Origin of the sequence: Coprococcus sp. OM04-5BH (assembly GCF_003482105.1) — a bacterium.
In the GTDB taxonomy this organism is placed as follows: Bacteria; Bacillota; Clostridia; order Lachnospirales; family Lachnospiraceae; genus Coprococcus.
In genome coordinates, this window is the sequence record NZ_QULM01000001.1 from 1,180,415 (window position 1) to 1,192,932 (window position 12,518).

The window sequence follows — 12,518 nt, forward strand, 5'->3', positions numbered from 1 at the left end:
CATATGATACTTATAAAGAACGGCCGGGTTGTTGATCCGGTAACAAATACAGACAAAATAATGGATGTCCTTATAAAGGACAATAAGATAGCAGAGGTTTCAGAACATATAGAAGCTTCAGGAGCACAGGTTATAGACGCAGCAGGGCTGGTGGTGGCACCGGGACTGGTGGATACCCATGTGCATTTCAGGGATCCGGGCTTCACATATAAAGAAGATATTGAGACAGGAGCCAGGGCTGCCGCAAAGGGTGGATTCACTATGGTGGTATGTATGGCGAATACAAAACCAGCCGTTGATAACATCGAGACTCTGGATTACATCCAGAAAAAGGGAGAGAAGACAGGTATAAACGTACTCCAGACCGCAACGGTCACAAAGGGACTTAAGGGTACGGAGCTTGTGGATATGGAACAACTTGCAGCTTCCGGGGCAGCAGGCTTCACAGATGACGGAATACCTATAATGGACGAGAAGGTTCTCCTTGAAGCCATGAACAGGGCTAAGGAGCTTGACCTTCCGATAAGTCTTCACGAGGAAGATCCGCTGTTTATAAAGCAGCCGGGAGTTAATATGGGAGAGGTTTCGGAAAAGCTTTCATACGGCGGAGCCTCAAGGACTGCGGAGGACATAATGGTTGCAAGGGATTCTGTGCTTGCATTGCACACAGGAGCGTCGGTATGCATACAGCATATAAGCTCAGGCAATTCCGTGGATATTGTAAGGCTGTTTAAGAGCCTTGGAGCTGACATCCATGCAGAGGCGACACCACATCATTTTACCCTGACTGAGGAGGCTGTTCTTGAATATGGTACAAATGCCAGGATGAACCCACCTTTAAGAACTGAGGCTGACAGAAAGAAGATAATAGAAGGTATAATTGACGGAACCATAGATATGATAGTTACAGACCATGCACCTCACAGTGTGGAGGAGAAGGCGAAGCCTCTTGCCAAGGCACCATCGGGAATAACAGGCCTTGAGACCTCCCTGGCACTGGGAATAAGGTCACTTGTGAAGCCGGGGCACATAACTCTTATGAAGCTTATTGAGCTTATGAGCACTAATCCGGCGAAATTCTACAGACTTGAACCGGGAACGGTTGCTGCCGGTTCACCTGCAGATCTGGTGATATTCGGTGAGGATGATATCTGGGTCGCAGATAAATTCGCCTCAAAGGCTGTGAACACACCATTTGCAGGCTGGGAGCTTCCGGGCAGGGTACATCATACTATCTGCGGCGGAAAGATAGTATATTCTGCACAATAAAGAGATAATATGCAGATAAATGATAAAAAACTTTAATTATGTTGATAATTATTGTATAATAGCAGATTGTAGTGACATTTTAGATGGCTTGTATCAGTTTTTATATTGAGAGAGCTCGTGGTGACAGGTGATACTACACCTGCAAAGGGTGGTCTGTCAACGGTGAAAATGTCATGAGGTAATTATTTTACGATAGAATAATATGATTTGGAAGGAATAGTGAATATGAGCGAGAAGAAGATTATGCTCGGTAATGCGGCTATTGCCAGAGGCGCATATGAAGCAGGAGTAAAGGTATCTGCTGCATACCCTGGTACACCAAGTACAGAGATCAGTGAGAATATGGTACAGTATAAGGATGTGATCTATTCAGAGTGGTCACCTAACGAGAAGGTTGCAACTGAGGTTGCCATTGGTGCCAGCTTCGCCGGTGTAAGATCTATAGTATCTATGAAGCACGTAGGTGTCAATGTTGCGTCAGACCCTCTTTTTACTGCTGCTTACACAGGTGTGAACGGTGGTATGGTGCTGGTTGCTGCAGATGATCCGGGAATGTACTCATCACAGAATGAGCAGGATTCAAGACTTGTAGGCAGAACTGCAATGATACCTGTATTTGAGCCGTCAGACAGTATGGAGGCAAAGGAGTTCACAAAGTATGCATTTGAGGCAAGTGAGAAGTATGATACTCCTGTAATGATCCGTACAACCACAAGACTTGCACACTCCCAGGGCGTTGTTGAGCTCTTCGACAGAGAAGAGGTGCCTGACAAGGTTTATGAGAGAAATATAAAGAAGTATGTTATGATGCCGGGAAATGCTATTCCACGTCATGTATTTGTTGAGCAGAGACTCAACCGGATGAGCGATGACGGTGCAGACATGCCTATAAACAGAGTTGAGATGAGAGATACATCTGTAGGTGTCATAACCAGCGGTATCCCATATCAGTATGTAAGAGAGGCTATGCCGGATGCGTCGGTGCTTAAGCTTGGTATGGTCAATCCACTTCCAAGAAAGATGATAGAAGAATTTGCTTCAAAGGTAGATAAGCTCTATGTAATAGAAGAGCTTGAGCCACATATTGAGACACAGGTAAGAAGCTGGGGTATCAATGCAGTTGGTAAAGAGCTTATGACAGTTCAGGGTGAGTACTCGGCCAACATGATAAGAGAGCGTATTCTTGGTGAGAAGATCGAGACAACAGAGCCTGCAAAGGTTCCTGCAAGACCACCTATTCTCTGTCCAGGATGTCCTCACAGAAGTGTATTCTCAGTATTAAATAAGATGAAGATACATGCTGCCGGAGATATAGGCTGCTACACATTAGGTGCAGTTGCTCCGCTTTCAGTAATAGATACAACTGTATGTATGGGATCTTCAATCTCAACCTTACATGGTATGGAGAAGGCTAAGGGCAAGGATTACATTAAGAACTGGGTTGCAGTTATCGGAGATTCAACATTCCTTCACACAGGTATTAATTCCCTTATGAACATGGTATATAACCAGGCAACAGGAACAGTCATTATCCTTGACAACTCTACAACAGGTATGACAGGTCATCAGGATCATGCAGCCACAGGTAAGACCCTTATGGGAGATCCTACATATGCAATAGATATCTATAATCTCTGTAAAGCAATAGGAATTAAGAATGTAAATGAGATTGACGCATACGATGTTGAAGGGCTTGAAAAGCTTATTGCGTCTGAGGTCGCCAAGGATGAGATATCAGTCATCATCACAAAGGCACCATGTGTGCTCCTTAAGACAACTAAGAGAACCCACGTATGCAAGGCTATACCTGAGAAGTGTAAGAAGTGCGGAATGTGCTTAAAGCCGGGATGTCCTGCTGTAATACGAAATGAGGACGGAACAATAACAATAGATGAAAATCAGTGTAATGGCTGCGGATTATGTATGAAGCGTTGTCATTTTGACGCTATAGCAAGGGAGGAACTGTAACATGGCTACTAAGAATATTATCATTGTAGGTGTAGGTGGACAGGGAACTCTGCTTACAAGCCGTATACTTGGTGGAATCACAACAATGGCAGGTTATGACGTTAAGCTTTCAGAGGTTCACGGAATGAGCCAGAGAGGCGGAAGCGTTGTTACTTATGTAAGATATGGTGAGAAGGTAGATGAGCCGATCGTAGAGGAAGGTCAGGCAGACGTACTTATTGCATTTGAGAGACTTGAGGCTCTTAGATATGCACACTTCCTTAAGAAGGACGGCGTTATCATAATAAACGACCAGAGGATAGATCCTATAACTGTTGTTACAGGTATGGCGGAATATCCTGATGGGATAATCGAGACATTAAAGAGCAGGTACAAGGTTATCTCTGTTGATGCCATGGGCGAGGCTAAGAAGCTTGGCAATCCTAAAGTGTTCAACTCAATAATAATCGGTGTTGCTGCCAGACACATGGACTTTGATCATGAAAAATGGCTTCAGGTAATAAAGGACACAGTACCGCCAAAGACCGTAGATATAAACACGAAGGCCTTCGAGGTTGGATTTAATCTGTAATGTCACCGAAGGTGGCGTTACGCTGCAGCAACCATTTTTAGTTGCCTGTAATGTCACCGAATTTTAATAAAAACTATGGTAATTTTGCAGTATTTGTAGTAAAATACACACCATGTGGCACTATATATTGTGTCATAGAAACAAATCCCCGGAAAGGAAAGGGTATGAATTCCACCAGAGTAGAATTAGACAGGAAATGGCAGCATATATTGTGGAAATGTATGCTGATTACCTATTTATGTGTATTAGTAATTGAAATGGGTTCCCGGATATTCTGGAAGGGCACCGTCGAGAAAGGCTTGTTTGGATGCATTGTTGGAGATATAATCGCAATTGCTGTGGTCAGTGTACTTATACTTGTGATCACGGGGTACAGGCTGAAGAAGAAGCCTGATGAAGTATCCAGGAATACGTGGGGCATGTGTATCATGTATGTGGCCATGTTTGGATGTGTAGCATTGGTACATTATGGAATGCCGTTTATAGCGTTGCTGCCCTTTGTTGCGGTTATTGGTACAACGGTATTTGCAGATAATACGTTGACCGGCGTGAGCTCACTGCTGGCATTGGTGTTTTCCTGTATTTCACAGTTGTTGCTTTACAATCTCGCTGAATGGAAGATAAAGCGGTTCGGGGCGAATATAATGCTGTCCCTGGTTGTTGCCGTTGGTGTGTACGTTATGACCAGCATGTGTAACAGGCATACCAATGAACTTATACAGGCTATAAATGATATACACGTTAAGCAGTTGAACCTTTTGTCCGAATTGAAGAAGGAACCTCTGACAGGTCTTTATAACAGAAAGACCTTTGATGAAAGTCTTCAGGCGCAAGTGAGAAATTGTAATGATGTGGGTGCTGTAGCGGTTCTTGCCATGTTTGATATTGATCATTTTAAAAATGTAAATGACACCTATGGACACAGTAACGGAGATACAGTTATCAAGGTTTTGTGTAGTATAATAAAGAAAAAAATATCAGATTATGGACTGGGATTCAGGTACGGTGGCGAGGAATTTGCAGTATTGTTTACGGGTATAGATGAGGAAAAGGTACTTAGTATCGTAGAGGATATAAGAACTGAGTTCAGATGCTATTACTTTCAGTTTATGCGTAAAGATGGGCTTACGGTAAGTTGCGGAATTGCCCGGTACAGAAACAATGAGAAGGGAGAAGACTGGTTCAACAGAACGGATGAAGCTCTCTATAAAGCAAAAGAAACAGGAAGAAATAAAACGGTGATAAGCGACAGATAATCGCTTGTCACCGTTTTATTTTTTACAATATGTATTGAGCCAGTCCACAACTGCCTCTGCAATGGCAATGGCATATTCCTCGTGATGCTCATTGAACAGATCCAGATCCTCCTGATTGCTCATGAATCCCAGTTCTGCAATAACACTGGTCATATTAGTGTCACGGATAACTGCATAATTATGTTCCGAATCCCCCTGGGTTCCAACCTTAACACCGCGGTCTTCAGATATTCCGACTTTATCGAGTCCTTCAAGTATTGCTGAGGCGATTGCACGGCTGGTATCGGAATTTGTACTGTGTATCCATACCTCAAAGCCCTTGGCGGATTTATCTCCTGCCGTGTAGTTCCTGTGGAGAGAAAGGAACAGATCTGCATTGGCATCATTTGCAATGGCGGCACGTTCATCAAGCTCTATGTCACTGTCGTCTGTACGGGTCATAACGACCTTTACTCCTCTGTTCTCCAATGCCTTTTTAACTTCCAGAGCTATCTTTAAGGTATCATCCTTTTCGTAGGTGCCGTCAAGTCCCTGGGTTCCGGTGAATCTGCCGCCGTGTCCGGGATCCAGGCACACTACATAGTCGCTGCTGTCAGCGGTGACTGCCGGTACATCCTCGACGGTATTGCTGCTTTTCTTATCTGGACCAAACAACTTTATATTGCTTCTGTTTTTTATAACGACGGCAAGCAGGGAGGCACATATTACAAACAAACATATACATGCAATCCATAGTCTCCTTACCACCACCTGAAGCTGCTTCACGGTAGGACGTTTTTTTCCTGTTGTACTCATATTTTTCATCTCTTGTTTCTTAATGTTTTCGTATGTTTTATCATTCATGAGCTATGATAACAAAAATGAAACAACGCCGCAACCGGAAAGAGAAAAACTAATAAAAAATTAATGTGGCTATTCAGAGTCAACCTCAAAAATGCTTCGCATTTCATCGGTGTGGCGTATCCACCAGATAAAATTCATGAATCAGCCTTAGAACTGCAGGCATTTCATGTTTTATTTTATAATTTCGCCCGGCTCTGAACCGTTACAATTTAATTAATGATTTTTTTGTGGGCGTTTGCCTAAAATATGTATATTGGTATAAAATAAATGTATGAAGAGTTGACAATGACTGTGAAAAGGGTAATAGACATGGAAAGAAAAGATGACTCAGATATTAATAAACAGAATAAAGTTTCTGCAGGAGAGAGGCAGTATATAGCAATAGATCTGAAATCCTTCTATGCTTCGGTGGAATGTGTGGAGAGGGATCTGGATCCCCTGACCACCAATCTGGTGGTGGCAGACAGAACCAGGACAGATAAGACTATATGTCTTGCGGTGTCCCCATCCCTTAAGGCATATGGGATATCCGGAAGAGCCAGGCTGTATCAGGCTGTGGCGAAGGTGGACGAGCTTAACAGCATAAGAAAACGGAGGCTTGGAGGAGGAGAGTTTGAAAGGGAGTCGTATCTCTCGGCTGAGATAGCACGAGATGAGAAATGCAAGATATCATTTATAGCGGCACCGCCGAGAATGAGTCTTTACATGGAATACAGCTCCAGGATATATGGAATATATCTCAGATATGTAGCACCTGAGGACATACATGTATATTCAGTTGACGAGGTGTTCATGGATGTGACATCTTATCTTAATACTTATGGGTTGACAGCTTATGAGCTGGCGAAGAAGATGATAAAGGAAGTTCTTAAAGAGACGGGAATCACTGCCACAGCTGGCATAGGGACAAATATGTATCTCTGCAAGGTGGCAATGGATATAGTAGCGAAGCATGTGGAGGCAGACGAAGATGGAAGTCGTATTGCGGTTCTTGATGAGATGGGTTACAGGGAGAAGCTGTGGTCACATACGCCTATAACGGATTTCTGGAGAGTGGGTACAGGTTATGCCAGAAAGCTTAAAGAAGTTGGGCTTATGACCATGGGGGATGTGGCGAGATGTTCTCTGGGGAGACCGGAGGACTACTACAATGAAGAATTGCTATACAGGCTGTTTGGAGTCAACGCAGAACTGCTTATAGATCATGCCTGGGGATATGAGCCGTGTACTATAAAGGAGGTCAAGTCCTATGTGCCGGAGACAAACAGTATAAGTAATGGACAGGTGTTAAAGGAGCCCTATGACTATGAACATGGGTTGTTGATAGTTAAGGAAATGACAGAACTGCTAAGCCTAAGCCTTGTGGAAAAGGGATATGTAACCGACCAGCTAGTATTGACGGTAGGCTATGATATAGATAATCTCACCAACACTTCCATTAGAAACCAGTACAAGGGCGAGATAGTAAAGGACAGATACGGAAGACGGATACCGAAGCATGCTCACGGAACCTGGAATCTTAAGGAGAAGACTTCTTCCTCAAGAATCATATGCGACGCCATGGCGAGGCTCTATGAACAGATAGTTGATCCAAAGCTTCTTATAAGGAGAGTGTATGTGGTGGCAGCCAAAGTGACACCATATAGCATTTATATAGAAGAAAGAGATAAGGGGGAGGAGTATGTACAGTATGATCTCTTCTCGGATATGGATGAGGTACGGGAAGAATATAAACAGCAGCACGAACAGCTTGACAGGGAACATAAACTTCAAGAGGCAATTATTGGTCTTAAGAAGAAGTATGGAAAGAATGCGGTCCTTAAGGGAATGAACCTCGAAGAGGGAGCCACCACCATAGAGAGAAACGGACAGATAGGAGGTCACAAGGCATGAGTGGTTATGATGACATAATAAATCTTTCGCGACCTGTATCTAAGAATCACAGGCCAATGTCAATGAGAGACAGGGCTGCACAGTTTGCACCATTTGCAGCTTTATCGGGTCATGATGAGGTTATAAAACAGGCAGAGTATGAGGAAGAGGAGATATATAAAAATCTCTATAAATCCTAAAAAACTTTCACATGGCATAATTGGAGTGCTTTTGGTCTGAATCCGACGGCTGAAAGGAGAAAACCTTATTGACACAGGGGGAATATTGCTGTAAACTCTATATGTTAATTTAGAAGAAAACTCAATAGGATTAGGAGGGATAAAAATGTTTAAGTTAAGAAAAGGATTAGTTGCAACAGCGGCTATCGTGGCTATGCTTGGAACAGGCATGGTTGTATCAGCAGATTCAACAGTCGGTCCAAATGAGCAGAGTGTTCTTGAGCACATTAAGGAGTATGCTAACGCAGAAGCGAGAGGATTTTATGGACTCGCCGAGTCTCAGTTTGAATACACTGTAGGAGATATATCAGCAACGGATGCAGAGAATATCAATGCAAAGATAGATGCGGCTCATGAGCTTTATGTTGTAATGACAGAAGATGAGGCTAACAATACAACAGATAACCAGATGGAGCTTGTTGGTTATGCTAAGGAAGCTGCTCGGCTTGTAGGTGGAGATGTAATCTCATTTGCAGGTGAGGGTAAGAAGGCTGCAGAGTGTGCTGCATTTGTACAGTTCACAGAGGCTGGTACAGTTAATCAGATCCAGTTCTATGACGGAACCCTTTACACAGCGTCAAAGGTTGTTTCAATAAGCGGTAACAGATATGGTATCGTTGAAGGAAAGACACCTGAGGTTACAGATGTATATGCATTAGAAGAAGGTAAGTATTTCATCAATGCAGAGGATGGTCTTGTTGCTACATCAACAGGTTTCAAGAAGACACCTGCAGGTAAGTGGTACTTACTTAAAGAAGGTGTTCTCGATGAGAAGACTGGTGTAGTTGTTACAGGTTCAGCTTACTATGTAACAGACGGAGTTCTTGATACTTCAGTTACAACTCTTGCTAAGGCTGACAATGGTGTTTGGTACTACATAAAGAATGGTAAGCAGTGCAACGACAATACTCTTGTTAAGTATGGCAGCACATGGTATCACGTAAATGGTGGTAAGCTTGCTAAGGACACAACACTTGTTAAGTATAACGGCAACTGGTATTACGTTAAGGGCGGTAAGATGTGCAAGGACGTAACACTTGTTAAGTACAGCAACAGCTGGTACTATGTAAAGAATGGTAAGATCTGCAAGGACACAACAATTGTTAAGTACGGCAGCAACTGGTACTATGTATCAGGTGGTAAGAAGTGTGTGAACGGAACACCAACTCTGGTTAAGTACAACAAAAAGTGGTACTATGTATCAAAGGGCAAGGTAGACTTCAAGTACACAGGTACTGTTAAGTATAACGGAAAGACATACAAGGTAGTTAAGGGTGTTAAGCAGTAACATTTGAAACACTGAATGTTTTGTCATAAAAGGGAGAGATTTTAACGTCTCTCTCTTTTTTGTTTGCTTTTTTGCTTTAACTTTGCTATCATCTAGTGGAGTGTGTGCTTATAAAGGCAGCACTTGGGAATGCACATAAAAAAGCTTTTTTTATAAGGAGAATAGAAATATGAATAGTATAAAGAAAGGGATTGTTTACAGTGCCGTGGCACTTGTATGTGTACTGTTCACCCTGGGCTACGGACATCTGGACAGCTATGCGGATATAAATGGCAATGAGTCCAGGCTTATAGGTGTTGCCAGTAGCACATTCTATTATCAGGGAGCATATTATCGGGTGAAGCAGGCATATATAAACCAGCTTATAAACATGTTGGATTCCAGTTATGATCTTACGGCGGCTCAGGCAGATGCCTGCATAGATTATATATACAATAATGTGGCGTCGGGAATTGCCTCGGGATATCTCTACAAGGTAGAGGATGAAAAGAAGGAGGATGCTGTTGATGACCCGAAGGGAAATGATGACAAAGTACCGGAGGATGATAAGAAACCACAGGACAAAGCACCGGATAAGGACATAGGAGCAGATAAGAAGATTGTAGATGTGGGGAAGGATGCCAAGGCGGACAAGACCAAGGAAGAGATGGCAAAGGAAGCGGCAGAGCTTGCTAAGGAGCTTGGTATGAACATAAGCTTCGACTCTGATGACAATGATTTCTCTATTGTTGATGATTCGGGAAATGTTGTTGTATCAACTAAAGCTGCAGTGAAGAACACAGGCTTCAGATTAAACTCACTGGTATATACAGGAATTGCAATTCTTGCGGTTTTTGCAGTTTCGGTTGCTGTGGCGGTCAAGTTTGGATTGTTCAAAAAAGACGATGAATAGAGGCTTTATATGAAAATCAGTAAAAGAAAAAAAAGGATAATATCATATATATTTATTCCGGTTATAATGGCTGTGCTGGGGTACGGAATTATATTCGTGGCAGCAAGACCGGTCATAAATCTTGCATCAAATGTTTTTAACATGGTGCTTTCGAAGACCATGCCTAATTTTAGCAGTGAGCTTGAAAGCGTATATGATGAGAATGCAAAGGTGCAAAAGGACGGAATCATTAAAAAGAGTGATATAGTATTTCCCGGATATGAGGTCCGGTACGGAGAACTGTTCTGCGACCGGCTGAACATGGATGTAAAGGTGTTCTGGGGAGATACGGACCGGGTATTCAAGGAGGGAGCAGGACAATACATAGGAAGTTTTCTTCCGGGATTTGGACATATGGTGCTTCTGGGAGCCCATGACTCCTTATATTTTGAACCGTTACAGGATGTAAAGAACGGAGATGTATTTGTTCTTAGGACTAATTACGGTGAATTTCAGTATAGAGTAACTGAGACCAAGATCGCAGATGCAAAGGATTCGGAGGTGTTCTTTGATAACAGTGATAAGGAGCAGCTTATATTATATACCTGTTACCCATTCGGTGCACTTATCGGAATAAAGGATCAGCGTTTCTATGTATGTGCGGAGAAGATCGCAGGACCTGTAATATCTGAAGAGTAGGGGTGAGAGTAATTGGAGAAAAAAACTGAGTCCGGAAAAGTACGGAAAAAAAGTAAAAAGGTAAAAAACATAAGGACTGTAGTAAGTCTTGTGTTATCGTTTATTCTTGCGTTATGTATTACTGCCATTATAGTCTTAACTGCATTTAAGATGTCCTTCTTCAATGCGTCATCTGTCATAGGTGAGTTTAATAAGACAAATTATTACTACAGTGTATGGGATTCTGTATATGAGAAGGCGTGCAATACCCTCAGGCCGTCGGGACTTCCTGAGGAGGTTCTTGATGGAGTATTTGATAAGAATGTGGTATATATGGAGTCCAAGAATTATATAGAAGCCCAGATAAAGCAGCAGGATTACACTGTGAATACCACAGTCATAGAGAATAAAATAAAAGACAATATTTCTTCCTATATTAAGAAGAACAATATAGAAACCACAAAAGAAACAGACAGGGGAATAAGTGATATTACCGGGGAGATCATTAAGGATTATGAGTCGGCGTTGAAGTTCCCTTTTGCGGCACAGTATGTTAAATACATGAATATGTATAATAAGGTATTCGCTCCACTGTGTGCAGTGCTGGTGATATTGTGTATCATCATCTGTTTTGTGCTTGTATCCATGCAGCACTGGGCACACAGAGGTATAAGATATATAAGCTATGCTCTGTTATCCTCCGGTATCATGGGATTTCTGGCACCGGCAGTTATCAGAATATCAGGGGCATATGAGAGACTCAATGTAACACCTCTCAGGTTGTATAATCTTGTGGTTGCAGTTATCGAGAGCAACCTTAACATGTTAATGTATCTTTCCTGTGCAGCCTTTGTGCTGTTCGGATTGAGCCTTGGAGCTATCAATACGCTTAAGCAGAGAGCATCTCACAAGAGGTAGGAGATCACTTATGGTTAATTTATTTGATATGCATTGCCACATCCTTCCGGGAGTAGACGATGGTTCAAGGGATATGGACACCACAAGAAAAATGCTTGCCAGAGCATATGAACAGGGAATAAGAAATATGGTGGCAACTCCCCATTTTATGATGGGTGAGGATAACACCCCTGTGCCGGAACTGGTGAAGATATTTCTCAAGGTCAGACAGGAGGCAAATGCTATAGCCCCGGATTTCAATATATTTCTGGGAAACGAACTGCTTTATGACAGCGGTCTTCTTGAACAGGTTAAGAAGGGGAATGCGCTGACCATCAATGGCACAAGATACGTGCTTATTGAGTTTCTAGTGGAAACAGAATATGAAAATATATGTGCTGCCGTAAGAGAATTTACTACGGCCGGATACATCCCCGTAATTGCTCACGTGGAGCGGTATATGAAGCTTACAAAGCATATGGGATATATCGGGGAATTGATAGATATGGGAGCATTGATCCAGGTGAATATCTCATCTCTTGAGGGGGGGATTACGGATCAGGTAACAGGCTTTTGCAGAAAACTGCTGAAGGCTGACATGATACATGTATTCGGGACAGATGCCCATGGGGTAAATGTAAGACCGCCGATTGTATCCGGTGGATTAAGGTACATAGAGAAAAAATATGGGAAAGGCAAAGTGGAGGAGCTTTTCAACAGAAATCCAAAGCGTATCCTGAACGATAAGCTAATATGATCAAAGGAG

At 42.6% G+C, this 12,518-nt stretch carries 12 protein-coding genes; 11 read left to right on the forward strand and 1 reads right to left on the reverse strand.

Annotation, left to right across the window (positions count from 1 at the left end):
- Window positions 1-3: 3 nt before the first annotated feature.
- The 4 genes from DXB54_RS05275 to DXB54_RS05290 all read left to right on the forward strand — a co-directional run bounded on the left by DXB54_RS05275 (window position 4) and on the right by DXB54_RS05290 (window position 5,064).
- Window positions 4-1,269, forward strand: a complete 1,266-nt coding sequence (locus DXB54_RS05275) for a dihydroorotase (RefSeq protein ID WP_021937809.1) — start codon at window positions 4-6, stop codon at window positions 1,267-1,269.
- 225 nt (window positions 1,270-1,494) lie between these two features.
- Window positions 1,495-3,237 (forward strand): indolepyruvate ferredoxin oxidoreductase subunit alpha, encoded by a 1,743-nt coding sequence (gene iorA, locus DXB54_RS05280; RefSeq protein ID WP_118694443.1) that lies wholly within the window; start codon window positions 1,495-1,497, stop codon window positions 3,235-3,237.
- 1 nt (window position 3,238) lies between these two features.
- Window positions 3,239-3,808 carry an indolepyruvate oxidoreductase subunit beta gene (locus DXB54_RS05285; protein ID WP_118694444.1) on the forward strand — a complete coding sequence of 190 codons (570 nt, stop codon included), beginning with the start codon at window positions 3,239-3,241 and terminating at the stop codon, window positions 3,806-3,808.
- Window positions 3,809-3,972: 164 nt separating this feature from the next.
- Window positions 3,973-5,064, forward strand: a complete 1,092-nt coding sequence (locus DXB54_RS05290; protein WP_199708729.1) for a GGDEF domain-containing protein — start codon at window positions 3,973-3,975, stop codon at window positions 5,062-5,064.
- 15 nt (window positions 5,065-5,079) lie between these two features.
- Here DXB54_RS05290 and DXB54_RS05295 read toward each other — a convergent pair whose 3' ends face one another.
- A complete protein-coding gene (locus tag DXB54_RS05295; protein WP_243104742.1) occupies window positions 5,080-5,859 on the reverse strand; it encodes an N-acetylmuramoyl-L-alanine amidase in 780 nt (259 codons plus the stop codon).
- A 357-nt stretch (window positions 5,860-6,216) separates the two neighbouring features.
- Here DXB54_RS05295 and DXB54_RS05300 point away from each other — a divergent pair, with 357 nt between their 5' ends.
- From DXB54_RS05300 to DXB54_RS05330, 7 genes are all read left to right on the forward strand, one after another.
- Entirely contained in the window at window positions 6,217-7,800 is a 1,584-nt protein-coding gene (locus tag DXB54_RS05300; RefSeq protein WP_118694512.1) for a Y-family DNA polymerase, read from the forward strand.
- Window positions 7,797-7,979 (forward strand): hypothetical protein, encoded by a 183-nt coding sequence (locus DXB54_RS05305; RefSeq protein WP_021937803.1) that lies wholly within the window; start codon window positions 7,797-7,799, stop codon window positions 7,977-7,979. Before DXB54_RS05300 ends, DXB54_RS05305 begins: the two co-directional genes overlap by 4 nt.
- 145 nt (window positions 7,980-8,124) lie before the next feature.
- On the forward strand, window positions 8,125-9,306 hold the full coding sequence (locus DXB54_RS05310; RefSeq protein WP_021937802.1) for a gDSL-like protein: 1,182 nt from the start codon (window positions 8,125-8,127) through the stop codon (window positions 9,304-9,306).
- 169 nt (window positions 9,307-9,475) lie between these two features.
- A complete protein-coding gene (locus DXB54_RS05315; RefSeq protein WP_118694447.1) occupies window positions 9,476-10,198 on the forward strand; it encodes a hypothetical protein in 723 nt (240 codons plus the stop codon).
- 9 nt (window positions 10,199-10,207) lie between these two features.
- Complete coding sequence (locus tag DXB54_RS05320; RefSeq protein ID WP_021937800.1) at window positions 10,208-10,876, forward strand: class D sortase; 669 nt, start codon at window positions 10,208-10,210, stop codon at window positions 10,874-10,876.
- 12 nt (window positions 10,877-10,888) lie between these two features.
- Window positions 10,889-11,773: a hypothetical protein gene (locus DXB54_RS05325; protein WP_021937799.1), complete on the forward strand. Its 885-nt coding sequence runs from the start codon at window positions 10,889-10,891 to the stop codon at window positions 11,771-11,773.
- 10 nt (window positions 11,774-11,783) lie between these two features.
- Complete coding sequence (locus DXB54_RS05330) at window positions 11,784-12,509, forward strand: CpsB/CapC family capsule biosynthesis tyrosine phosphatase (RefSeq protein ID WP_021937798.1); 726 nt, start codon at window positions 11,784-11,786, stop codon at window positions 12,507-12,509.
- The last annotated feature ends 9 nt before the right edge of the window (window positions 12,510-12,518 follow it).